Consider the following 22,842-nt stretch of genomic DNA (forward strand, 5'->3'; position numbering starts at 1 on the left):
GAGACACATGACCACCTTCATCGACCTGGCCGACATGCAGCGGTTGGTCCGCACGCTCGGGGCCGAACGCATGATGGAAGAGCTCGCCGAGTACATCCGCGAGGACTACCTGCGCTGGCCCTCGTTCCAGAAGTCCGCCCGCACCGCGCACCACTCGCCGGACGGCGTGATCGAGCTGATGCCGGTCGCCGACGAGGCGCTCTACAGCTTCAAGTACGTCAACGGTCACCCGAAGAACCCGCAGCGTCGGATGATGACCGTGATGGCCTTCGGCGTGCTGTCCGAGGTCATCACCGGCTACCCGCTGCTGCTGTCCGAGCTGACCCTGACGACGGCGCTGCGCACCGCGGCCACGTCTGCCCTGGCGGCGCGCGTGCTCGCACGCCCGGATTCGCGGACGATGGCGCTCATCGGCAACGGCGCGCAGGCCGAGTTCCAAGCATTGGCCTTCATGAGCCAGCTCGGCATTCGCGAGCTGCGCGTGTACGACGCGGACACGGCGGCCACCGCCAAGCTGATGCGCAACCTCCATCCCTACGCGCAGAGCGGGCAGCTGCGCATCCGCCCGTGCGAGAGCATCGCCGAGGCGGTGCGCGGCGCCGACATCGTCACCACGGTGACGGCGGACAAGACGCGAGCGACGATCGTCACCGCCGACATGGTCGAGCCGGGGATGCACCTCAACGCCGTGGGCGGCGACTGCCCGGGCAAGACCGAACTGGAAGCCGCCATCCTCGAGCGCGCCAAGGTCGTCGTCGAGTACGAGCCGCAGACGCGCATCGAGGGCGAGTTGCAGCAGATGCCGCAGGACTTCCCCGTCACGCACCTGTGGGAAGTGCTGGCCGGCCGGACGTCCGCGCGCGACCACGACGACCAGGTGACGCTCTTCGACTCGGTCGGCTTCGCGCTGGAGGACTTCTCCGCGCTGCGCTACGTGCGCGACCTCGCGCGAGCGCACCAGGTGGGCCGCACGATCGAACTCGTGCCGACCCTGGACGACCCGAAGGATCTGTACGGCGGCGCGGCGCCCAAGGCGGCCGTGCGCCTGGCGGCTTGAAACTCACACGCGAAGGGTGACGAGGATGACGATCGGGTTGCCCGCGCTCGAACTGGTCGGCGCGGCCATCGGTGAGGGAGCCGGCGACAGCGGCTGCAAGTACGGCGCGCAGGCGCTGCGCGAGTTCGGTGTGCTGCGGGCATTGCACGACGCCGGCGCGGCGATCGAAGACGGCGCCACCGTGGTCTCGGACCCGCTGGGCGCCGACGAACGCCTCGGCGTGGTGGAGGACTTCAGCCCCCGCCTGGCGGCGGCGGTCGAAGGCGTCATCGCCCGCGGGCGCTTCCCGCTGGTCATCGGCGGCGACCATTCCTGTGCCGTGGGCACGTGGAGCGGCGTCGCGCAGGCGATCCGGCCCCAGGGCGCGCTGGGCCTGGTGTGGATCGATGCGCACCTGGACGCGCACACGCCCGAGACGTCCGAGACCCAGGCCCCGCATGGGATGCCGCTGGCGGCGTTGATGGGCCACGGGCGCCCGGGACTCACCGACGTGTACGGCTGGCGCGGCAAGCTGCGTCCGGAGCATCTGGTCATCATCGGCGCGCGCAGCTACGAAGCGGGCGAGCGCGCGCTGCTGGAGCGACTCGGCGTGCGCGTGATGTACATGACCGAGGTGCAGGAGCGCGGCTTCGCCGCCTGCTTCCAGGAAGCACGTGCGCGGGTGCGTCAGGGCACCGCGGGCTGGGGCATCAGCTTCGACGTCGACGCGCTCGACCCGGCCGACGCGCCTGGCACGGGCACGCCGGTTGCCGCCGGCATCCGGCTCGACGAGGCGCTGCGGGTGCTGGAGTCCTGCATCGCCGACCCGCAACTCAAGGCCTTCGAGCTGGCCGAGTACAACCCGCTGCGCGACCTGCGCGGGCGCACCGCGCGTGCCGTCACCGCGCTGCTGACCTCGGCCCTGGCGGTGCAAACGGCGATGGCCGCCTGAGGGGCGCCTGCCGATCCTCGTCGCAAGCCTCGTCGCAAGTGCTGGTCGCCAGCGCACCGGGGGCGCCCCTCGGCGCGCGGTGCGCGGCGCACCCTGGCCCATTCGCGTTCGACCCCGGCGCCACGCCCGCGACCGCGGCGTGAGCCCGCGGATTGGCAACCACTTGTACGCCTTTCGCGGCCCTCCCAGGGCCCGCCGAGGCACGTGAGATCCCCGCCTCGCGGGAGGCGCCGGCGGGCGTGACGCCCGCACCCTTGCTTACAGCCGGCGACGGCGCGGCCCTTCGAGGCCTTGTTCAATCCCTGGCATCCGGGCTCGGCTCGCCCCCCGCGAGGGCCCGCGAGCGCGCGCCGCGCGACGACGACCCCCAGGGAGAGGAATGGCTGCTTCGATCGATTTCCGCCAGGACATCAACGGCCTGCGTGCCTACGCAGTCGCCGCCGTCGTGCTCTACCACTTCGGCGTGCCGGGGTTCGCCGGCGGCTTCGTCGGGGTGGACGTCTTCTTCGTCATCTCCGGCTTCCTGATGACCGGCATCATCGTCTCCCAGCTCGAGGCGGGCCGGTTCTCGCTGCTGGGCTTCTACCTCGCGCGCGCGGCCCGCATCATCCCGGCCCTGGCCGCCTTGTGCGCGGCCGTGCTGGTGTTCGGCTGGTTCTGGCTCACGCCGGTGGACTACCAGCGCCTGGGCCGTCACGTGGCCTCGTCGATCGCGTTCCTGTCCAACGTCACCTATGCGACCGAATCGGGCTACTTCGACACCGCCTCGCACGAGAAGTGGCTGCTGCACACTTGGTCGCTGTCGGTGGAGTGGCAGTTCTACCTGCTGCTGCCGTTGGCCTTGATCGCCTGGCGGCGGTGGGTGGGCCGCGGCCCCGCCCACCTGCTCGCCTTCGCCGTCCTGGGGGTGGCGGTGTCGCTGGCCCTCTCGGTCGTGCTGACGGCCTGGCGCCCGACGTACGCGTTCTACCTGCTGCCCACGCGCGCCTGGGAGATGCTGGCCGGCGGCGCCGTCTATCTCGTCCAGCGGCGCTGGGCTCTCGCGCCCGCCGCGGCGCGCCTGTGCTACCTCGCCGGCCTCGCCTCGATCCTGGTGAGCGTCGTGCTGTTCCACGCGGGCCTGCCCTGGCCGGGGGCATGGGCGGCGCTGCCCGTGGCCGGTGCCGCGCTGGTGCTGCTCGCGCAGCGGCAGGACGCCCTTCCGACCGGCCACCCGTGGGTCCAGTGGATCGGCACCGCGTCGTACTCGATCTACCTGTGGCACTGGCCCATCGCCGTGGGCGCGCGCTACTTCGGGCTCGCGGACCAGGCCTTGTGGGCGGTGCCGGCCGTCGCCCTGTCGCTCCTGCTGGGAGGCCTGTCGTACCGCTGGGTCGAGCGGCCCACCCGCGGCGCCTTGCGCGGGCTGCGTGCGCCCCGCGGCGTGCTGGTGCACGGCGCGGTCACGGCCTGCGTCGCCGGCGTGGCGGCGGCCGTGCTGTGGGCCCATGGCGTGCCGGCACGCGTGCCTCGCGAGGTCGAACTGGCCGCCGCCGAAGCACGCAACCGCAACCCCCGCTCCCCCGAGTGCCTGCTGACCGGCTGGGGGTTCGGATCCGTGCAGGGCTGCCACATCGGGGCGCCGGGCCGTCCCGAGCGCGTGGTGATGATCGGGGACAGCCATGCCGGGGCGCTGTTGGGCGCGATCGATGAAGCGCTGACCCAGGAGGGCGTGGGCGGCCGGTTCTTCGCCGCGACCTCGTGCCCGCCGGTGCTGGGCATGGCCTGGGAACGGGGACTGGAATCCGATTGCCGCCGCTTCTATGCCGGCGTCGAGCAGTGGTTGAAGTCCCGCTCGGGCCTGACCCTCGTGCTGGTGGGCCGCTGGTCCAACTACCTCCACGATCGCCCGCAGCTCGTGACGCTGGACGGGCGCACCCCGCTGGACCGGCTGCCCGCGCCGCAGCGCGAGGCGCTGTACCGCGAACGCGTCGTGCAAGGCATTTGCCGTTACGCCCCGCACGGCTCGGTGCATGTGCTCGCCCCCATCCCCGAGATGCCGTACGACGTGCCGCGCACCCTCGCCACCGACTTGCTGCTGGGCCGGGCCCGCAGCGACTACGGGATCGAACGCGCGGCCTACGCCAGGAAGCACGGCCCGGTCCTCGACGCGCTGCACGAGGCCGGCGCCCGGTGCGGCGCGCAGCTGGTGGACCCGACGGGGGCGCTGTGCGACGGCAGGTGGTGCCGGGCGGCCGAGGGGGGTCGGCCGCTCTACTTCGACGACGACCACCTGAGCGAGTACGGCAACCGCCGCCTGGTGCCGCTGCTGCGCCCCCTGGTGCGCCACGCCAGCCCGGCGCCCCGGGCGACCGCCGTCGTCCATGCGCCGCAGGCCGACTGAGGGCGTGCCGATCGCGTGAGAACGTGATCGAGCGGGAGCGATCGCACGGCCCCCGCAGGGCTTGGATGAAGCGCATGCCCCGCAGCCTGGGCAGAACCCGCCTCGCCCGCGCCCGTCACGGGCGCGCGCCCTGCGCGCCGACGCCTTGACTGCCTGCCCGGCCCGCCGGGCGGGGCGACCGTAAAATCGGGCGCTTCTCGACCCATACACCAGGAGCCATCATGTCGATGGAAGATCGCGACGGAAAGATCTGGATGGACGGCGAGCTGGTGGACTGGCGCGACGCCAAGGTCCACGTGCTCACCCACACGCTGCACTACGGCTGCGGCGCCTTCGAGGGCGTGCGCGCCTACAAGACGGCGCAGGGCACGGCGATCTTCCGTCTGCGTGAGCACACCGAGCGCCTGTTCAACAGCGCCAAGATCCTGCGCATGAAGATCCCCTTCACGCTCGAGCAGGTCATGGAGGCGCAGAAAGAGGTGGTGCGCGCCAACAAGCTGGAGAGCTGCTACATCCGCCCGCTGACCTGGATCGGCTCCGAGAAGCTGGGCGTCAGCCCCAAGGGCAACAAGATCCATCTGATGATCGCGGCCTGGGCCTGGGGCGCCTACCTGGGCGAAGAGGGCTTGAAGCGCGGCATCCGCGTCAAGACCTCCAGCTACACCCGGCACCACGTCAACATCACGATGACCCAGGCCAAGACGGTGTCGAACTACACCAACTCGATCCTGGCCAACATGGAAGCCACCGACGACGGCTACGACGAGGCCCTGCTGCTCGACGCCTCGGGCTTCGTCTCGGAGGGCGCGGGCGAGAACCTCTTCGTCGTCAAGAACGGCGTGGTCTACACGCCCGACCTGTCGGCCGGCGCGCTCAACGGCATCACGCGCAACACCATCTTCGCGATCTGCCAGGACCTGGGCCTCAAGATCGTCGAGAAGCGCATCACCCGCGACGAGGTCTACATCGCCGACGAGGCGTTCTTCACCGGCACCGCCGCCGAGGTGACGCCGATCCGCGAACTCGACCGCATCCAGATCGGCGCCGGCTCGCGCGGGCCCATCACCGAGAAGATCCAATCGGCCTTCTTCGACATCGTGAACGGCCGCAATCCGAAGTACGCCGAGTGGCTCAGCCTCGTCTGACACCCGGGGTGGAGGCGGCGCCGCGCGTGCCGCCTTCGGCCGGGGCCACCTTCCAGGAGCCAGGACGATGAGCAACGACAACCAGCAAACCGGCAACCCCTTCGTGCGCTCGGTGGTGGAAGTGACCGCCGCCGACCTGCAAGGGCACGGGGCGGTCTTCTGCCCCAATCCCAAGATGCCGTTGTGGAGCCACCATCCGCGCGTCTTCCTGCAAGTCACTGCGGAAGGCGAAGCGCGCTGCCCCTACTGCGGCACGGTCTATCGCCTGAAGGCCGGCGAGAAGCTGCACGCCCACTGAGGCGTCCGGTCGCAGCGGCGCACGACGGGGCTCGCGGCACACGAGGGGGCCCGGGTGCGCGCGTGCGGGCGCGCCCGGCGCGGCACGAGGCGGCCGGCGTCAGCGCCTCGGCCCGGTGTGAGCGCTCTCCGTACAATCCCGGGGTCCGGAAGCCTCCCATGAACACGACCCGCCAATTCGTCCTGACCCTGTCCTGCCCCGACGCCAAGGGGATCGTCTATGCCGTCTCGGGCCTGCTCTACCAGGCGGGCTGCAACATCATCGACTCGCAGCAGTTCGGCGACGTGCAGGGCGAGGGCAGCACCGGGCTCTTCTTCATGCGGGTGCACTTCGAGGCCCCGGAGCACTTGGCCGAGGTGGCGACGCTGGACAAGCTCTTCGCCAACGTGCGCGAGCAGTTCGGGATGCAGGCGCAGTTCCACTCGCTGGCGCGCAAGCCGCGGCTGCTCATCATGGTGAGCAAGCACGGCCACTGCCTCAACGATCTGCTGTTCCGCTGGCATTCGGGCCAGTTGCCGGTAGAAATCCCGGCCATCGTGTCCAACCATCCCGACTTCGCGGAACTCGCGAAGAGCTACGGCATCGCCTTCCATCACTTGCCGCTGCCTCCCGGCGCGTCGCACGAGGTCAAACGCGCGCAGGAACGGCAGGTCGAGCAGCTGGTCAGCGAGCACGACATCGACCTCGTGGTGCTGGCGCGCTACATGCAGATCCTCTCGCCGGAGTTCTGCGAGTTCCTCAAGGGCCGCGCCATCAACATCCACCACAGCTTCCTGCCGAGCTTCAAGGGCGCCAAGCCGTACCATCAGGCGCACGAGCGGGGCGTGAAGCTGATCGGCGCGACCGCCCACTACGTGACGGCCGACCTGGACGAAGGCCCCATCATCGAGCAGGACGTCGAACGGGTGGACCACACGCTGGGACCCGAGGACCTCACCGCCGTCGGGCGCGACGTGGAGTGCGTGGTGCTGGCCCGCGCCGTGCGCTGGCATGTGGAGCACCGCGTGCTGATGAACGGCCACCGGACCGTCGTCTTCCGCTGAAACACCGTGTCATGCCCAAGCGCCCTGCCGCCCTGCTCGCCTCGCCGGACGACACCGAAGCCCAGTTCTACGACGCGCTCCAGCACGGCGACATCGACAAGCTGATGGCGGTGTGGGCCGAGGACGAGGACATCGTCTGCGTGCACCCCGGCGGGCCGCGCCTGGTGGGCGCCGGCGCCATCCGTGCGGCCTTCGAGGCCCTGTTCGCGGCCGGCCCGGTACGCGTGGAGCCGCAGCGCGTGCGCCGCGTGGAGGCGTTGTCGAGCGCGGTGCACAGCGTGGTCGAACTCGTGCGGCTGCAGACGGCCGACGGACCGCGCGAGGCGCATGTGGTCGCCACCAACGTATACATCAAGACCCCACACGGCTGGCGCATGGTGTGCCACCATGCCAGCCCGGGCACCTCGCGCGACATCGAAGACGTGACGGACCTGCCGGCGATGCTGCACTGAAGGCCCGGTCTCCCCACTCCGATCGACCGCCCTGCCCATGGAGAGCTACCTGCCCCCCTCCTGGATGCCCTCTGCGGGCGCCCTGGGAGGCAACGTCCAGACGATCTGGCCGGCCCTGTTCGGCAAGCGCTTCGAGGGCCAGCGCCCGCTTTACCGCCGCGAACGCTGGACGACGCCCGACGGCGACTTCATCGACGTGGACTGGCTGGTGGACGCCGGCTCGCCTGCGCCCGCCTCACCCACGCATCGCCCGCTGCTCGTGCTCTTCCACGGCTTGGAGGGCTCATCGCGCAGCCACTATGCCGAGGCGTTCGCGCACGCGGCGGGGCAGGCCGGCTGGCGTTTCGCGGTGCCGCACTTTCGCGGTTGCTCCGGCGAGATGAACCTGGCGCCGCGCGCCTACCACTCCGGCGACTACGAGGAAGTGGGCTGGATGCTCGGCCGCCTGCGCGACGCCCACGCCGGCCCGATGCTGGCCGTCGGCGTCTCGCTCGGCGGCAACGCGCTGCTGCGCTGGGCCGAGGAGGCGGGCGAGACGGCGGCGCACACGGTGCGGGCCGTCGCCTCGATCAGCGCGCCGCTGGACTTGGCTGCCGGGGGCGCTGCCATCGGCACGGGCTTCAACAGGCTGGTGTACACGCGCATGTTCCTGCGCACGATGAAGCCCAAGGCGTTGCGCAAGTGGGCGCAGCACCCGGGCCTCTTCGACCGCGAGCGGCTCGCCGCCGCACGCAACCTCTACGAGTTCGACAACGTCTTCACCGCGCCGCTGCACGGCTTCCGCGACACCGACGACTACTGGAGCCGCGCCTCGAGCAAGCCCCACCTGCACCTGATCCGCGTGCCCGCGCTGGTGCTCAACGCGCTGAACGACCCCTTCGTGCCGGCCGAGAGCCTGCCGCGCCCGCACGAGGCCGGCCGGTACGTGACGCTCTGGCAGCCGCCGCACGGCGGGCACGTGGGCTTTCCTGGGGGCGGCTGGCCGGGGCACGTGATGACCCTGCCGCAGGAAGTGCTGGGCTGGCTGTGTGGCCACCTTTGAGCGACCATCGGGCACTGACCTCACCAACCCACCATTCGCCATGGACGAGATCGTCAAGGCTGCACTGAAGAAGTGGCCCAACGTGCCGGCCTGCCGCGGCTGGCTGGCGCTCGACGCGCGCGGGGACTGGTACATGCGCGACGATCGCATCCAGGCCGCCGGCCCCTTCCCGCAGGTCAAAGGCAGCCGCATCACGCACGACAAGCTCAAGGACTTCATTCACCGCAACTACGAGGTGGACGAGCGAGGCCAGTGGTACTTCCAGAACGGACCGCAGCGGGTGTACGTGGAGCTCGAGGCCGCGCCCTTCGTCTGGCGTGTCCATGCCGACCCTGGCGGCCTCGTGCAGGTCCATGCGCACACGGGCCTGACCGCGACGCCGAAGGCTGCCTGGCTGGACGAACACGGGCGGCTGTTCCTGGACACCACGCTCGGCTTCGGCGTGGTGCACTCGCTGGACATGGAGGCGGCCGCCCAGGCGGTGGAGCAGGGCGAGTGGCAGGTGCAGGAAGGGCGGTTCGAGGACTTTCCCCAGCGCTTCGGCTACGTGTTGAGCCCGCAGCGCGCGCAAGGCGAGGGCTGAGAGTTCACGCTGTCGTGGGTGCCCTGCTCGGCTGAGCTTGCCAGGGGCGGGGCGCTGCGCCGGGGGTTCCCTCGTGCTCAGGCTCCCCACCGGCCGCACGCTCCACCCGCCGCAGTACGACCCTCTGTGGACCCCACCGCCGCGCCACACCGGCGGCAGTACCCCCTCTCGCTGAACCCCCACCACCCGCGACGCGAAGGCCCACGCGCGGCGCTGCGGTCGCAGGCCCTGGCGAACAACGAAAAAGGCCGGTCTCAGGACCGGCCTTTTGCTTGCTGGCAGAACGGCGGTTTACTTGACCGCGCTCACCATGTACTCGACCACGGCGCGAATGTCGGCATCGCTCGCGGTGGCGGCACCGCCTTTGGGGGGCATCGCGCCCTTGCCCTTGATGACGCTGGCCGTCAGCCCGTCGACTCCCGAGGCCAGACGCGCGCCCCAAGCGGCTTTGTCGCCGAGCTTGGGGGCACCGGCGACACCGGCGGCGTGGCACACGGCGCAGGCCTGCTGATAGAGGGCGGGCACACCGCCGGCCTTGGCCTCGCCGCCCGCAGCGGCGGGAGCGGCGGCCGCTTGATTGGCAGCAGCCACGGCCGCCGCCGCCTGCTGGGCGGCCGCGTTGTCGGCCGGTGCCGCTTGCGTGCCGGCGGCAGCCTGACCATTGGCCGGCGCCTTGGGCTCGGCGAACTTCCCGCCCGCCTGGTTGGCCATGTAGACGACCGCGCGACCGATCTCCAGGTCGCTGAAGTCACCGCCGCCCTGCGGACCCATCGCGCCCTTGCCCTTGAGGGCCGCGTTCAGCAGCGCCTCGTAGCCTTGGCCGAGGCGCGGTGCCCAGGCGGCGGCATCGCCCAGCTTCGGGGCGCCGGCCGCGCCGGTGGCGTGGCATGCCGCGCACTGGGCCTTGAAGACTTCCTCGCCCGACTTGAGCGAGCCGGGGCTGGAGACGTCCTTCAGCTCGACCATGCCCACCGGCTGGATGCGGCGCAGCGTGGCTTCTTCGCTCAGCGCATCGCTGCCGGCACCGGCCTTCTTGTCGGCCGCCACGAAGTTGACGAGCAGGATGATGCCGACGATGGGCACCAGGAACGCGAACACCACCGTCAGGATCAACTGCTTCGGCGTGCGGATCGGGCCCTCGTGCGGGGCGTCGTGGTCGTCGTGCGTGTGGGGCGTGTCGCTCATGGACTCAATCCTCGACTGCGGGATCGTGGTGGCCGTGGGCCGAAATGAGGGGTGGACGAATGACCGGCAAAGCCGGCATCGACCGGCCGCAAGCCGCGCAAAACTTTTGGATTATACGGGTGGGCCCCTGCCTCGCTGGGCGGCGCACATGCGGCGCACATGCGGCGCACATGCGGCGCACATGCGGCGCACTTGCGGCGCCCGAGGCGGTCGCGCGGGGCCGGGGCAGGCTCGCGAGCCCGGGCGACGACCCTGCGCGCCGCGCCCTCGCCGGCGCCGGGCCTGCCCTTCAGACGCCGAGAAAGCGCCCCAGCTCGGCGGGCCGCTGCTCCAGTTCGGCCGCGGGGCCTTCGAGCACCACACGGCCTTTCTCCAGCACCATCAGGCGGTCGGAATTCGCCATCACGGTGCGGTAGTTGCGATCGACGACGAGCGTCGCCAACCCCGAGGCGCGGATCTCGCCGATCACGCGCCAGATCTCGGCGACGATCAGCGGCGCCAGCCCTTCGGTGGCCTCGTCGAGGATGATGGCGTCCGGGTTGGTCATGAGCGCGCGCCCGATCGAGAGCATCTGTTGCTCGCCGCCGGACAGTTGCGCGCCCAGATGCCCCAGCCGCTCGGCCAACCGGGGGAAGGTCGCCATGATGCGGTCGAACGTCCAGTCGCGCTGGCCGGCGACGCCGGGGCGCGCGGCCATGACCAGGTTCTCCTTGACGGTGAGGTTGGGGAAGATGCCGCGCCCCTCCGGCACGTAGGCGATGCCGAGCTTGGCGACCTCGTAGGGCTGCGCGCGCGAGCAGTCGCGGCCGCGCACGCGGATGCTGCCCTCGCGCTGGCGCACGTGCCCGAGGAGCGTGCGGATCAAGGTGGACTTGCCCATGCCGTTGCGGCCGAGCAGGCCCAGCGTTTCGCCGCGCGCCAGGCGGAAGTCCACGCCATGCAGGATGTGGCTGCTGCCGTACCAGGCATGCACGCCGCGTGCGTCGATGAGCGGTTCGGTGTCGGGCGAGGCGCTGGTCATGCGTGTTCCCCGAGATAGGCGTTCTGCACGTCGCGGTTGGCGCGCACTTCCTGGGGCGTGCCGGTGGCGATGACGGCACCGTTGACCATCACCGTGATGCGATCGGCTACCGCGAAGACCGCGTCCATGTCGTGCTCCACCAGCAAGAGGGCGTGGCCTTCGCGCAGGCGACGCAGCAGCGCGAGCATCCGCTCGGACTCCTCCGGGCCCATGCCGGCCAGCGGCTCGTCGAGCAGCAGCACGCGCGGCTGGGTGGCCAGGCACATCGCCACCTCGAGCTGACGCTTCTGGCCGTGCGAGAGCGCCGCGGCCGGCACGTGCGCCACGTCCGCGAGGCCCGCGCGCTCCATCGCCTCGTCGGCGCGGCGGCGGCTTTCGGGGCAGGCCTGGGCCGACTCCCACACGGCCCAGGGCCGCTGCACGTGCGCTTGAGCGGCGAGGCGGCAGTTCTCGCGCACGGTGAGCGGCAGGAAGATGTTGTTGCGCTGGTAGCTGCGCCCGAGGCCCGCGCGCGCCCGGCGCGGTTGCGACCAGCGGGTGACGTCCTGGCCGAGCAGGCTCACGGTGCCGCTGGTGGGCGGGAACTCCCCCGACAGCAGGTTGATGAGCGTGGACTTGCCGGCCCCATTGGTGCCGATGACCGCGTGGATCTGGTCGGCCAGGAGGGTCAGAGACACGTTGTCCACCGCCTTGAGCGCACCGAAGGCACGCGTGAGCGAGTGGGCTTCGAGCAAGGGGGCGCTCACGGGGCGGTCCTGGGCCCCGGGGGCGGTGCCGGCGGGGCGCGCCGCGCCGGGGGTCGTGGGGGCGACGAGGCTCATGGCAGCCGCTCCTCCATGCGGGCCGGGGCTGCGGCGTCGTCGACGGGAGCCACGGCCCGGGCGCGCCCGGCGCGCCAGCGCCGGGCCAATGCGGCCAGGCCGCCCGCAATGCCGTGGGGCAGCAGCACGACCAGCCCGATGATGAAGCCGCCCAGCAGCAGCTGCCAGTGCTTGGTGAGCCCCTGGAACCACTCGGCCAGCAGCACGAACGAGAACGCGCCGATCACGGCACCGGCCAGGCTGCCCAGCCCGCCCAGGATGACCATCAGCAGCGCGTTGCCCGAGTGGTGCCACGAGAGGATCTCGGGGTTCACGTAGCCGTGCTGGATCGAGTACAGGAAGCCGGCCAGCCCGGCGAAGAGCCCCCCGATGACGAAGCTGGCGAGCTTGTAGGAGACGGTGTCGTAGCCCGCCGCACGCATGCGCTGCTCGTTGTGCTTGATGCCCACGAGCGCATGCCCCAGCCGCGAGCGCAGCACCAGTCCGAGCGCCGCGACGGTGAGCCCCAGCAGCACGAGGCAGAACCAATAGAAGTGCTCGGTGCGGTCCAGGTCCACCAGCGCGCGGCCGAACAGCTCGAAGCGCGGCTTGAAGTAGATGTACGTGCCGTCGCTGCCGCCGAAGCGGTCGGTGTCGTGGACGACGAAGTACACCAGCTGCGCGAAGGCCAGCGTCACCATGATGAAGTAGACGCCTTTGGTGCGCATGACGAGCGCGCCGATCACGAGCGCGAGCAGCGTCGCGGTGCCGACCGCCGCGGCCAGCAGCAGCCAGCCGTTGCCGGCGTCGGACTGCGGGGCGAGCACCGCCACGGCATAGGCCGCCGCGCCGAAATAGGCCGCATGGCCCAGGCTCACCAGGCCCGTGTAGCCCACCAGCAGCTGCAGGCTCAGCGCGAAGATGGCCATGATGAGGACCTTGGCGCCCAGTTCCAGGTGGAACTTGCCGCCGATCGGCTCGGGCAGGAAGGGCAGCAGCGCGAGCAGCGCCAGGGCGACCGCCCAGCCCGCCGCCGACCGCATCAGGGGAGGAGTCATCCGATTCATCTCACGTGCCTTGCCTGAACAGGCCCTCGGGCTTCCACAGCAGGATGACCGCCATCAGCAGGTACACCAGCGCGCCGGCCGCCTGCTGCCAGAACACCTTGCCGAAGGTGTCGACGAAGCCGATCAGCAGCGCCGCCACGAGCGCCCCCTTGATCGAGCCGATGCCGCCGATCACCACCACGACGAAGCAGATGATGAGGACCGAGCCGCCCATGCCCGGATAGACGGAGGACACCGGCGCCGCGATCATGCCGGCCAGCACCGCGAGCGCGACGCCCGCGGCGAACACGATGCGGTAGAGCAGCGAGATGTTGATGCCCAGCGACTGCACCATCTCGCGGTTGGTGGCGCCCGCGCGCACCATCATGCCCAGGCGCGTGTTCTTGATCGTCCAGTACATCGCCGCGGCCACGGCCAGGCACACCGCCGAGATGAAGAGCCGGTAGACCGGATAGCTCATGTCGTTGCCGATCGGGATGCTGCCCGCGAGCCAGGCCGGCACCGCCACGCCGTGGACGTCGTCGCCCACGAGGATGCTGCGCATCTCCTCGAACACGAGGATGAGTCCGTAGGTCATCAGCACCTGCATCAGGTGCTCGCGCTCGTAGAGGTAGCTGAAGAACACCCATTCGAGCACATAGCCGAGCACGACGGCGAGCACGAGTCCGAGCAGCAGCGCGATCACGAAGTTGCCGACGAGCGACGACAGCGTGAAGGCCATGTAGGCGCCGATCATGTAGAAGCTGCCGTGGGCGAGGTTGATGACGCCCATGATGCCGAAGATCAGCGTCAGGCCGCTGGCGACGAGGAACAGCAGCAGCCCGTACTGCACGCTGTTCAGGCACTGGATGAGGAAGGTCGTGAGGTCCATCGTGGGGCCCGCGGCGCGGGCGCTGTCGGGTGCGGCTCACGCCGCGAGGCAGTTTCGATCGTGGAGGACGCCCGCCGGCGAGCGCGGCTCGCGCGGCGCACGCCGCGGTGCGACCCGCGGCGTGCGCCTCTGCCCGCGAACGCCGCCCGCGCGGGTCACATCTTGCAGCCGCGGGCAGGGTCGGCGAGCTGCTTGACGGCCACGTTGACCGAGCGGTTGATCTTGCCCTCCACCTTGCGCAGGTAGATGTCCTGGATCGGGTTGTGGGCCTTGGACATGGTGAAGGGCCCGCGCGGGCTGTTGATCTTGGCCTGCTCCATGCCCTTGACCACGGCGTCGCGGTTCTTGATGTCGCCGCCCGCCGCCTTGAGCCCGGCCGCGAGCAGTTGCGCGGCGTCATAGCCTTGCACCGCGTACACGTCCGGCTGCAGCTTGTAGGTCTTGGCGTAGTTGAGCCGGAACTCGCGGTCCTTGGGGTTGGTCAGGTCGTCGGCGTAGTGCAGCGTGGTGAAGAGCCCGTTGGCCGCCTCGCCCTGCGCCTCGAGCGTGCCATCGGTGAGGAAGCCCGCGCCGTAGAGCGGAATCTTGTCCTTCAGGCCCGCGGCGGCGTAGTCCTTGACGAACTTGACCGCCCCACCGCCGGCGAAGAACACGTACACCGCGTCGGGTTTGAGCGCGGCGATCTCGGTCAGCAGCGCCTGGAACTCGACGTTGGGGAACGGCAGGTACAGCTCCTTGAGCACCTTGCCGCCCTTGGACTCGAAGCCTTCCTTGAAGCCGCGCACCGACTCCTCGCCGGCGGCGTACTTCCAGGTGAGCGTGACCGCCGTCTTGTGCTTGCGCTGCTCGGCCATCACCAGCCCCATCGCGTAGGCGGGCTGCCAGTTGCTGAACGAGCTGCGGAAGATGTTGGGCGCGCACAAGGGGCCGGTGATCGCGTCGGCGCCCGCATTGGGCACGATCAGCAGGGTGTTGGTGTCCTTGGCGACCTTGGCCATGCCCATCGCCACCCCGGAGTGCACCGTACCCACGAGCACGTCCACCTGGTCGCGCTTGACGAGCTTGTTGGCGTTCTCGGGGGCCTTGGCGGGATCGGACTCGTCGTCCACCTTGAAGTACTCGATCTCGCGTCCGGCCAGCTTGCCGCCCTGCTCTTGCACATAGAGCTTGAATCCGTTCTCGATCGCGGTGCCGAGCGCGGCGAAGGTGCCGGTGTAGGGCAGCATCAGACCGACCTTGATCTTGTCCTGCGCCCAGGCGCCGCCGTGCAGGGCGAGGCCCAGGGCGGCAACCCCGAACAGGTGGAAGCTGCGTCGAGTGAGGCTCATGTGTGTCTCCTAGTCGCTCCGTTGGTATGAGGGGGCGCCCCGGTGCGGCCCGGGGTCTCGTGGTGTGCATGGCGCTGTACGAACGCAGCCACCGCGCGCGCCAGCAAGGCCGGCTGATCGCGATGCGGAGAGTGGCCGCAGTCGTGCAGCTTGAGCAGCTCGGTGCGCGGCGCCCGCTCGGCAATGCCGTCGATCTGGGCCATCGTGCCGTACTCGTCATCGTAGCCTTGGACCGCGAGCACCGGACACCGGATAGACCCGAGCAGGCTACGGATGTCCCAGCGCCGGAAGTCGGGGTCGAGCCACACGTCGTTCCAGCCCCAGAAGGCGGAGTCGGGATCGGCGTGGTACCGCGCGAGCTTGCTGCGCAGGCTGGTCGTGACGTAGCCGTCGCGCGCCTTCTCGATGCTGGCGACCGTCTTGTCCTCGACGAAGATGTGGGGCGCCGCGACGATGAGGCCGCCGGGCACCTCGGGATAGAAGGCCGCGTACAGCAACGCGATGGAGCCGCCGTCGCTGTGGCCGTAGAACCAGGGCCGCTCGCGCGCCACGTCCACCCCCACGGCCTCGAAGAACGCCGGCAGGAAATCGCGTGCCTGCTGGTGCATGAAGTCCACCGGCCAACGCTCGTGGCCCGGGCGCGGGCTCGACTGCCCGTAGCCCCAGCGCGAGAGCACGAGGCCGCGGCAGCCCACCGCGTCGCACAGCTGCGCGGGAAAGTCCTTCCACATCGCCACCGAGCCGAGCCCCTCGTGCAAGAACACGAGCAGCGGCCGCCGGGTGCGCGCGGGGTGCAGCCACACGTGCTCGATGCGGTGCTCGCGGCCACTCCAACGCACGCGGGCGAAGTGCACCTGCGCAGCGTTCTCGGGCGCACCGTTGATGTCGTCCTTCACCGCGGGTCCTCCGTTCACTGCTGAGCCTGCGCGCGCTCGCGTTCGCGCAGGCGGAAGCGCTGGATCTTGCCGGTCGCCGTCTTGGGCAGCTCCTCGATGAACTCGATCGCGCGCGGGTACTTGTGCGGGGCGAGCCGTTGCTTGACGAAGGCCTGGAGTTCCGCCGCGAGCGCGGGGTCGGCCGCGTGGCCGGCCTTGAGCACGACGTAGGCCTTGGTCTTGGTGAGGCCCTGAGCATCGCTGACGCCGATGACGGCGGCCTCGAGCACCGCGGCATGCTGCACCAGCGTCGCCTCCACCTCGAAGGGAGAAACGTACTGGCCGCTCACCTTCAGCATGTCGTCGCTGCGCCCGGCATAGGTGTAGTAGCCCTCGGCATCGCGGCTGTACTTGTCGCCGCTCTTGGTCCACGCGCCCTGGAACGTCTCGCGCGACTTCTCGCGGTTGTTCCAGTACATCAGCGCCGCGCTCGGTCCGCGCACGTACAGATCGCCGATCTCGCCCTCCGCCACCGGACGGCCGTCCTCGCCGCGCAGCTCGATGTCGTACCCCTCGACGGGCCGGCCGGTGGTGCCATAGCGCACTTCGCCGGGCCGGTTGGAGAGATAGATGTGCAGCATTTCGGTGGAGCCGATGCCGTCGATGATCTCGCAGCCGAAGCGGGCGGTGAAACGCTCGCCGATCTCGCGCGGCAGGGCCTCGCCGGCCGACGAGCACAGCCGCAGCGACACCTGATCGCGCGTGGGCAGGTGCGGCGAAGCCAGCATCGCGGCGTACAGGGTGGGAGCGCCGTAGAACACGGTGGTGCGGTGCCGCAACCAGCGCTCGAAGCAGGCATCGGGCGTCGGGCGCTCGGCCATCAGCACGACGCTCGCTCCCACACTCAGCGGAAAAGTCAGCGCATTGCCGAGTCCGTAGGCGAAGAAGAGCTTCGCCGCCGAGAACACCACGTCGGACTCCTTCAGCCCCAGCACCGCCTTGCCGTAGAGCTCGGCCGTCCAGTAGGGGTTGAGGTGCGTGTGGACGGTGCCCTTGGGGCGGCCGGTCGAGCCGGACGAATAGAGCCAGAAGGCCGGCTCGTCGCCGCTCGTCGCGGCGCACTCGCCCGCCGGCTGGTGCGAGGAGATCCACTCGTCGAAGGCGCGCATGCCGGCGGGCAACGGCCCGGTGGGCCGGGACACGAGGACGTGGCGCACCTCGTGGCGCGCCGACTCCATCGCCGCCTGCAGCACCGGCAGCAGCGCCGCCGAGACGAAAGCCGCCTGCGCGCGGCTGTGCTCCAGCATGTAGGCGTAGTCCTGCGCGGTGAGCAGCGTGTTGACCGCCACCGGCACCACCCCGGCATGCAAGGCGCCGAGGAAGGCCACCGGCCAGTCGGTGCTGTCGTGCATCAGCAGCAGCACACGCTCCTCGCGGTGCACGCCGAGCGAGCGCAAACCCGCGGCGGCCCGGCGCACGCGCTCGTCCAGCCCCGCGTAGGTCAGCGTCTCGCGATCGTCGATGAAGGCCGGTCGGGCGCCGCGGGCGGCATTGAGGCGCAACAAGTGGTCGGCGAAGTTGAACGGGTCGGCAGGGGCAGCGGGCTGCGGCATGGTCGGTCTCCTCGGGGCGCCGGTCTACCGCCGGCGGCGGGTTCGGGTCGGGCAGGGCCGGCCGCTCACGGGCCGCCGACGCGGCGCTCGACACGGCGCACGCACGGGGCACGGGGTGGTGGTGGGCGGCGACGCCATGCGCGGAGTCAGGCGCGCGTGAACTCGATGCGCCCCTCGGGCAGGAGGTACAGCACCAGGGCGCGCCCCTGCGTCACCGTCGGACGGTGGGCGGTGCCCGGGCCGTAGACCTTCCAGCCGGCCGGCGTGCCGTCGAACTGCGCCTGCGGCGTCAGCGGCATCACGAGGTCGAGTTCTCCGGTGGGATGCACGTGGTGCGGCCCGACGACGTCGTGCATGTCCACGACATCCACCGAGAAGCCGGCCGTCGGCGGGCCGGGCGGCAGCACGCGGCCGTACCGGATGCCGCCCGCCTCCCGGGTGCACAACCATCCCTCGCGCACGCCCCGCTCGCACTCGGCCTTCATGAGCCGATACCAGGAGGACTGCGCACCCCACTCCTCGTTGAGCCAGGCCTCCAGCGAAGCGTCCACCGCCCGGCCGGCGAGCGCCTGGGTTATCGTTCGCACCAGCGCCTGGAATGGCTCGCTGACGGGGGGGCTCTCGGGCTGGCTCATGGCAGCAGGTCCTCCGGGTGTGGCGGCTGCGGCGGGCGCGGGGCGTCGATGTCACGGTTGCCGCGGCCGCCGGCATGCACTATCCTGCATGCACGGTCAACGATACGGCGCGCGTCTGAGCCATGTCAAGAAGAATAGTTCATATGCGGGAAAATCCCGAGGTGCGCCCCTCCATCCACAGGCAAGAGGTTTGACGGCGTGAGCTTCCTCGACGCGGCCCACGAATCGCCCACCGACAAGGACCCGTTCCTCGCGGCGCTGGGCGAGCGCATCCGCAACCTGCGCGCCCGGCGAGGGCTGACGCGCAAGGCGACCGCACTGGCCGCCGGGATCTCCGAGCGCCATCTGGCGAACCTCGAGCTGGGCACCGGCAACGCGTCGATCCTGGTGCTGGTGCAGGTGGCGCGGGCGCTGCAATGCTCGCTGGCCGAGATCCTGGGCGACGTGACCACCTCGTCGCCCGAGTGGCTGATGATCCGCGAACTGCTGGAAGGCCGCTCCGAAGCCGACCTGCACCGCGCGCGCCTGAAGCTGGCCGAGCTGTTCGACGGCGGCGCGGACCGCCAGGGCCGGCTCGCCCGCATCGCCCTCGTCGGTCTGCGCGGGGCCGGCAAGTCCACGCTGGGCCGCATGCTGGCCGAGGACCTGGGCTACCCCTTCGTCGAGCTGAGCCGCGAGATCGAGAAGGTGGCCGGCTGCAGCATCGTCGAGATCCACTCGCTGTACGGCACCAACGCCTACCGCCGCTACGAGCGGCGCGCGCTGGAGGAGATCGTGCAGATCTACCCCGAGGTCGTGATCGCCACCCCGGGCGGCATCGTCTCGGACCCGGCCACGTTCAATCTGCTGCTCACCCACTGCCTGACGGTGTGGCTGCAGGCGGACCCGGAGGACCACATGAAGCGGGTCATCGCGCAGGGGGACTTCCGGCCGATGTCGGGCAGCCGCGAGGCGATGGACGACCTCAAGCGCATCCTGGCCGGACGGGCGGCCTTCTACGCGAAGGCGGACCTCACCTACAACACGAGCGGCCATTCGCTGGAGGAGACCTTCGTGGGTCTGCGCGCCGCGGTGCGCCAGACCGCCGGGCTCATGGACTGGGCCGCCTGACAGCGGCCCGAGGGCCGGACCCCGCCGCGCCACGCTCCCGGGCAGCGACCGCTCACCCCCTTCTCAGGGTTACTCCGGACTCCGCCGGGTTGACGTCCCTCAACGCATGCACTATCGTGCATCTGACTGGCCGCGAAATGCATTCTTGTTCATGCTTGCCGCGGCGCCCCGACACCAGGAGTCCCCCCGATGAGCGCAGCCCCCCGCGTGGATTACCAGACCGACCCCTCCCGCTACAAGCACTGGAAACTCAGCGTCGAGGGCCCCGTCGCCACCCTGGCGATGGACGTCGCCGAGGACGGCGGTGTGCGCCCCGGCTACAAGCTCAAGCTCAACTCCTACGACCTGGGTGTCGACATCGAACTGCACGACGCGCTCAACCGCATCCGCTTCGAGCATCCCCAGGTCCGCACCGTGATCCTGACGAGCCTGAAGGACCGCATCTTCTGCTCGGGCGCCAACATCTTCATGCTGGGCCTGTCGTCGCATGCCTGGAAGGTGAACTTCTGCAAGTTCACCAACGAGACGCGCAACGGCATCGAGGACTCCAGCCGGCACGAGGGCCTGAAGTTCCTCGCCGCGGTGAACGGCTCGTGCGCCGGCGGCGGCTACGAGCTGGCCCTGGCCTGCGACGAGATCCTGCTGGTGGACGACCGCTCGTCCTCGGTCTCGTTGCCGGAGGTGCCGCTCCTGGGCGTGCTGCCCGGCACCGGGGGCCTCACCCGGCTGACCGACAAGCGCCGCGTGCGCCACGACCGCGCGGACCTCTTCTGCACCACGACCGAGGGCGTGCGCGGCCAGCGGGCGCTGGAATGGCGCCTGGTGGATGCGCTGGCCAAGCCCGCGCAGTTCGCGCAGGCGGTGCAAGAGCGCGCGCGCAAGCTCGCTCAGGCGAGCGACCGCCCGCAAGACGCCAAGGGCGTGCCACTTCCGCCGCTGGCGCGCCGGATCGAGGCCGAGGCGATCCGCTACGAGTACGTCGAGGTGACGATCGACCGCGCCCACCGGGCGGCGACCTTCACGGTCAAGGCGCCGGCAAAGCCGCAACCGGGCGACCTCGCCGGCATCGAGGCCGCCGGCGCGCGCTGGTGGCCCCTGCAGATGGCGCGCGAACTGGACGACGCGATCCTGGAGATGCGCACCAACGAGTTGGAGATCGGCACCTGGCTGCTGAAGACCGAAGGCGATGCGCAGGCCGTGCTGGCCTGCGACGAGGCGCTGCAGCAGCACGCGAACCACTGGTTCGTGCGCCAGGTGCGCGGCCTGCTGCGACGCACCCTGGCGCGGCTCGACGTGTCGTCGCGCACGCTGTTCGCGCTCGTCGAGCCCGGCTCGTGCTTCGCGGGCACGCTGGCCGAGCTGGCGTTCGCGGCCGACCGCAGCTACATGCTGGCGCTGCCCGACGAGCCGGCGCGCGCGCCCACACTCACGCTGGGGGACGTCAACTTCGGTGCCTACCCGATGGTCAACGGCCAGTCGCGCTTGGCGCGGCGCTTCTACGAAGAGGAAGGCCCGCTGCAGGCGGCCCGGGCGGCCATCGGCCGCGCGCTGGACGCCGACGAGGCGCTCGAGCTGGGCCTGGTGACGTCGGCCCCGGACGACATCGACTGGACCGACGAGATCCGCCTGGCGATCGAGGAACGCGCGGCGATGTCGCCCGATGCGCTCACCGGCATGGAGGCCAACCTGCGCTTCGCCGGGCGCGAGACGATGGAAACGCGCATCTTCGGCCGCCTGTCGGCCTGGCAGAACTGGATCTTCCAACGCCCCAACGCAGTGGGCGACAAGGGCGCGCTCAAGGTGTACGGCAAGGGCGAGAAGGCCCAGTTCGATCTTCACCGTGTGTAGTGGACATGCCCGCCGCCGCAGCGCCTTCGGCGCCCTCCTCGCCTCGCGCCGCGCCGCCCTTGCGTCGCGGCGCTGAGACCACACCCCTCCACCCCGCCTGACAGAGGATTCACATGTCGTCCATCAACTACAGCGAGAAGATCCCGAACAACGTCAATCTGGCCGAGGACCGCACGCTGCAGCGTGCGCTCGAGCAGTGGCAGCCCAACTTCCTCCACTGGTGGGCCGACATGGGCCCCGAAGGCTCGCAGAACTTCGACGTGTACCTGCGCACCGCGATCAGCGTGGACCCGCAGGGCTGGGCGCAATTCGGCTACGTGAAGATGCCGGACTACCGCTGGGGCATCTTCCTGAACCCGAAGGAAGAGGGCCGCAAGATCCATTTCGGCGAGCACCTGGGCGAGAACGCCTGGCAGGAGGTGCCGGGCGAGCACCGGGCCAACCTGCGCCGCATCATCGTCACGCAAGGCGACACCGAGCCCGCCTCGGTGGAGCAGCAGCGCCACCTGGGCCTGACCGCGCCGAGCCTGTACGACCTGCGCAACCTGTTCCAGGTCAACGTGGAGGAAGGCCGTCACCTGTGGGCGATGGTCTACCTGCTGCACCGCTACTTCGGTCGCGACGGGCGCGAGGAAGCCGAGGCCTTGCTGGAGCGCCGCTCGGGCGACGAGGACAACCCGCGCATCCTGGGCGCCTTCAATGAGAAGACGCCCGACTGGCTGAGCTTCTACATGTTCACCTACTTCACCGACCGCGACGGCAAGTTCCAGCTCGCCGCGCTGGCCGAGTCGGGCTTCGACCCGCTGGCACGCACGACGAAGTTCATGCTGACGGAGGAGGCGCACCACATGTTCGTCGGGGAGTCCGGCGTGGCGCGAGTGATCCAGCGCACCTGCGAGGTGATGAACCAGCTCAAGACCGACGACCCGGCCCAGGTGCGCGCCGCCGGCGTGATCGACCTGCCCACGATCCAGCGCTACCTCAACTTCCACTACAGCGTGACGATCGACCTGTTCGGCGCCGACCAGTCGTCGAATGCCGCGACCTTCTACACCTCGGGCCTGAAGGGCCGCTACGAGGAAGGCAAGCGCACCGACGACCACCGCCTCAAGGGGGAGACCTACCGCATCCTCGACGTGCAGGGCGGCCAGTTGGTCGAGAAGGAGGTGCCGATGCTCAACGCCTTGAACGAGGTGCTGCGCGACGACTTCATCAAGGACTCGATGGCCGGCGTGGCGCGCTGGAACAAGGTGATCGAGAAGGCCGGCCTGCCGTTCCGGCTGACCGTGCCGCACAAGGCCTTCCACCGCCGCATCGGCACGCTGGCCGGCGTGCACGTCACGCCGGAAGGGCGCGTGGTCTCGCAGGCCGAGTGGGAAGCGCACCGCGACGAGTGGCTGCCCTCGGCCGAAGACCGCGCCTTCGTGGGCTCGCTGATGGGCCGGGTGGTGGAGCCGGGCAAGTTCGCCAACTGGATCGCGCCGCCGGTGATGGGCATCAACCGCCAGCCGATCGATTTCGAGTACGTGCGCTTCAACTGATTCCGTCAGGCGCC

General features: G+C 70.3%; 21 protein-coding genes. 12 read left to right on the forward strand and 9 right to left on the reverse strand.

Annotated elements, in window-relative coordinates; all coding sequences use genetic code 11:
- Positions 1–7 precede the first annotated feature (7 nt).
- The 9 genes from OMP39_RS14285 (at position 8) to OMP39_RS14325 (ending at position 8,934) form a co-directional block, all read left to right on the forward strand.
- Positions 8–1,057, forward strand: a complete 1,050-nt coding sequence (locus OMP39_RS14285) for an ornithine cyclodeaminase (protein WP_264892469.1) — start codon at positions 8–10, stop codon at positions 1,055–1,057.
- Positions 1,058–1,082: 25 nt separating this feature from the next.
- Positions 1,083–1,988, forward strand: a complete 906-nt coding sequence (locus OMP39_RS14290) for an arginase (protein WP_264892470.1) — start codon at positions 1,083–1,085, stop codon at positions 1,986–1,988.
- A gap of 379 nt (positions 1,989–2,367) precedes the next feature.
- Complete coding sequence (locus tag OMP39_RS14295) at positions 2,368–4,371, forward strand: acyltransferase family protein (protein WP_264892472.1); 2,004 nt, start codon at positions 2,368–2,370, stop codon at positions 4,369–4,371.
- Between the two features lie 221 nt (positions 4,372–4,592).
- On the forward strand, positions 4,593–5,516 hold the full coding sequence (locus OMP39_RS14300) for a branched-chain amino acid transaminase (protein WP_264892473.1): 924 nt from the start codon (positions 4,593–4,595) through the stop codon (positions 5,514–5,516).
- Positions 5,517–5,583: 67 nt separating this feature from the next.
- Complete coding sequence (locus OMP39_RS14305; RefSeq protein ID WP_264892474.1) at positions 5,584–5,814, forward strand: zinc-finger domain-containing protein; 231 nt, start codon at positions 5,584–5,586, stop codon at positions 5,812–5,814.
- Positions 5,815–5,972: 158 nt separating this feature from the next.
- Positions 5,973–6,857 (forward strand): formyltetrahydrofolate deformylase, encoded by an 885-nt coding sequence (gene purU, locus OMP39_RS14310; protein WP_264892475.1) that lies wholly within the window; start codon positions 5,973–5,975, stop codon positions 6,855–6,857.
- Between the two features lie 11 nt (positions 6,858–6,868).
- Positions 6,869–7,309: a YybH family protein gene (locus OMP39_RS14315; RefSeq protein ID WP_264892476.1), complete on the forward strand. Its 441-nt coding sequence runs from the start codon at positions 6,869–6,871 to the stop codon at positions 7,307–7,309.
- A gap of 37 nt (positions 7,310–7,346) precedes the next feature.
- Positions 7,347–8,351 carry a YheT family hydrolase gene (locus OMP39_RS14320; RefSeq protein ID WP_264892477.1) on the forward strand — a complete coding sequence of 335 codons (1,005 nt, stop codon included), beginning with the start codon at positions 7,347–7,349 and terminating at the stop codon, positions 8,349–8,351.
- Positions 8,352–8,391: 40 nt separating this feature from the next.
- Entirely contained in the window at positions 8,392–8,934 is a 543-nt protein-coding gene (locus tag OMP39_RS14325) for a DUF2946 family protein (RefSeq protein ID WP_264892478.1), read from the forward strand.
- Between the two features lie 291 nt (positions 8,935–9,225).
- On the opposite strand, the gene OMP39_RS14330 is transcribed toward OMP39_RS14325, so the two are convergent.
- The 9 genes from OMP39_RS14330 to OMP39_RS14370 all read right to left on the reverse strand — a co-directional run bounded on the left by OMP39_RS14330 (position 9,226) and on the right by OMP39_RS14370 (position 18,329).
- A complete protein-coding gene (locus OMP39_RS14330; RefSeq protein ID WP_264892479.1) occupies positions 9,226–10,119 on the reverse strand; it encodes a c-type cytochrome in 894 nt (297 codons plus the stop codon).
- Between the two features lie 289 nt (positions 10,120–10,408).
- The gene (locus OMP39_RS14335) at positions 10,409–11,140 is read right to left on the reverse strand and encodes an ABC transporter ATP-binding protein (protein WP_264892481.1); all 732 of its coding nucleotides are present in this window, start codon (positions 11,138–11,140) and stop codon (positions 10,409–10,411) included.
- Positions 11,137–11,886 (reverse strand): ABC transporter ATP-binding protein, encoded by a 750-nt coding sequence (locus tag OMP39_RS14340; RefSeq protein WP_264894582.1) that lies wholly within the window; start codon positions 11,884–11,886, stop codon positions 11,137–11,139. Before OMP39_RS14340 ends, OMP39_RS14335 begins: the two co-directional genes overlap by 4 nt.
- Positions 11,887–11,957: 71 nt before the next feature.
- A complete protein-coding gene (locus tag OMP39_RS14345; RefSeq protein WP_425340643.1) occupies positions 11,958–13,007 on the reverse strand; it encodes a branched-chain amino acid ABC transporter permease in 1,050 nt (349 codons plus the stop codon).
- A 1-nt stretch (position 13,008) separates the two neighbouring features.
- The gene (locus OMP39_RS14350; protein ID WP_264892483.1) at positions 13,009–13,878 is read right to left on the reverse strand and encodes a branched-chain amino acid ABC transporter permease; all 870 of its coding nucleotides are present in this window, start codon (positions 13,876–13,878) and stop codon (positions 13,009–13,011) included.
- A 155-nt stretch (positions 13,879–14,033) separates the two neighbouring features.
- Positions 14,034–15,206 (reverse strand): ABC transporter substrate-binding protein, encoded by a 1,173-nt coding sequence (locus OMP39_RS14355; RefSeq protein ID WP_264892484.1) that lies wholly within the window; start codon positions 15,204–15,206, stop codon positions 14,034–14,036.
- Complete coding sequence (locus OMP39_RS14360; RefSeq protein ID WP_264894584.1) at positions 15,203–16,090, reverse strand: alpha/beta fold hydrolase; 888 nt, start codon at positions 16,088–16,090, stop codon at positions 15,203–15,205. Before OMP39_RS14360 ends, OMP39_RS14355 begins: the two co-directional genes overlap by 4 nt.
- Before the next feature lie 26 nt (positions 16,091–16,116).
- Positions 16,117–17,694 (reverse strand): benzoate-CoA ligase family protein, encoded by a 1,578-nt coding sequence (locus OMP39_RS14365; protein WP_264892485.1) that lies wholly within the window; start codon positions 17,692–17,694, stop codon positions 16,117–16,119.
- 146 nt (positions 17,695–17,840) lie between these two features.
- Positions 17,841–18,329, reverse strand: a complete 489-nt coding sequence (locus OMP39_RS14370; RefSeq protein WP_264892486.1) for a DUF4863 family protein — start codon at positions 18,327–18,329, stop codon at positions 17,841–17,843.
- A 198-nt stretch (positions 18,330–18,527) separates the two neighbouring features.
- Between OMP39_RS14370 and OMP39_RS14375 the strand changes: the two genes are divergently transcribed.
- The 3 genes from OMP39_RS14375 to boxB all read left to right on the forward strand — a co-directional run bounded on the left by OMP39_RS14375 (position 18,528) and on the right by boxB (position 22,828).
- Positions 18,528–19,439 (forward strand): helix-turn-helix transcriptional regulator, encoded by a 912-nt coding sequence (locus tag OMP39_RS14375; RefSeq protein ID WP_264892487.1) that lies wholly within the window; start codon positions 18,528–18,530, stop codon positions 19,437–19,439.
- A gap of 189 nt (positions 19,440–19,628) precedes the next feature.
- Positions 19,629–21,287 carry a 2,3-epoxybenzoyl-CoA dihydrolase gene (boxC, locus tag OMP39_RS14380; protein ID WP_264892488.1) on the forward strand — a complete coding sequence of 553 codons (1,659 nt, stop codon included), beginning with the start codon at positions 19,629–19,631 and terminating at the stop codon, positions 21,285–21,287.
- 113 nt (positions 21,288–21,400) lie between these two features.
- Entirely contained in the window at positions 21,401–22,828 is a 1,428-nt protein-coding gene (gene boxB / locus OMP39_RS14385; protein WP_264892489.1) for a benzoyl-CoA 2,3-epoxidase subunit BoxB, read from the forward strand.
- Positions 22,829–22,842 lie beyond the last annotated feature (14 nt).

The sequence above is a fragment of the Schlegelella aquatica genome (assembly GCF_026013905.1).
GTDB classification, from domain to species: Bacteria; Pseudomonadota; Gammaproteobacteria; order Burkholderiales; family Burkholderiaceae_C; genus Caldimonas; species Caldimonas aquatica.

Bases quoted from the DNA above. Each gene is read 5' to 3' on its own strand.
- OMP39_RS14285 (WP_264892469.1), top strand. From the start codon at position 8: ATGACCACCTTCATCGACCTGGCCGACATGCAGCGGTTGGTCCGCACG.
- OMP39_RS14290 (WP_264892470.1), top strand. From the start codon at position 1,083: ATGACGATCGGGTTGCCCGCGCTCGAACTGGTCGGCGCGGCCATCGGT.
- OMP39_RS14295 (WP_264892472.1), top strand. From the start codon at position 2,368: ATGGCTGCTTCGATCGATTTCCGCCAGGACATCAACGGCCTGCGTGCC.
- OMP39_RS14300 (WP_264892473.1), top strand. From the start codon at position 4,593: ATGTCGATGGAAGATCGCGACGGAAAGATCTGGATGGACGGCGAGCTG.
- OMP39_RS14305 (WP_264892474.1), top strand. From the start codon at position 5,584: ATGAGCAACGACAACCAGCAAACCGGCAACCCCTTCGTGCGCTCGGTG.
- purU (WP_264892475.1), top strand. From the start codon at position 5,973: ATGAACACGACCCGCCAATTCGTCCTGACCCTGTCCTGCCCCGACGCC.
- OMP39_RS14315 (WP_264892476.1), top strand. From the start codon at position 6,869: ATGCCCAAGCGCCCTGCCGCCCTGCTCGCCTCGCCGGACGACACCGAA.
- OMP39_RS14320 (WP_264892477.1), top strand. From the start codon at position 7,347: ATGGAGAGCTACCTGCCCCCCTCCTGGATGCCCTCTGCGGGCGCCCTG.
- OMP39_RS14325 (WP_264892478.1), top strand. From the start codon at position 8,392: ATGGACGAGATCGTCAAGGCTGCACTGAAGAAGTGGCCCAACGTGCCG.
- OMP39_RS14330 (WP_264892479.1), bottom strand. From the start codon at position 10,119: ATGAGCGACACGCCCCACACGCACGACGACCACGACGCCCCGCACGAG.
- OMP39_RS14335 (WP_264892481.1), bottom strand. From the start codon at position 11,140: ATGACCAGCGCCTCGCCCGACACCGAACCGCTCATCGACGCACGCGGC.
- OMP39_RS14345 (WP_425340643.1), bottom strand. From the start codon at position 13,007: ATGAATCGGATGACTCCTCCCCTGATGCGGTCGGCGGCGGGCTGGGCG.
- OMP39_RS14350 (WP_264892483.1), bottom strand. From the start codon at position 13,878: ATGGACCTCACGACCTTCCTCATCCAGTGCCTGAACAGCGTGCAGTAC.
- OMP39_RS14355 (WP_264892484.1), bottom strand. From the start codon at position 15,206: ATGAGCCTCACTCGACGCAGCTTCCACCTGTTCGGGGTTGCCGCCCTG.
- OMP39_RS14365 (WP_264892485.1), bottom strand. From the start codon at position 17,694: ATGCCGCAGCCCGCTGCCCCTGCCGACCCGTTCAACTTCGCCGACCAC.
- OMP39_RS14370 (WP_264892486.1), bottom strand. From the start codon at position 18,329: ATGAGCCAGCCCGAGAGCCCCCCCGTCAGCGAGCCATTCCAGGCGCTG.
- boxC (WP_264892488.1), top strand. From the start codon at position 19,629: ATGAGCGCAGCCCCCCGCGTGGATTACCAGACCGACCCCTCCCGCTAC.
- boxB (WP_264892489.1), top strand. From the start codon at position 21,401: ATGTCGTCCATCAACTACAGCGAGAAGATCCCGAACAACGTCAATCTG.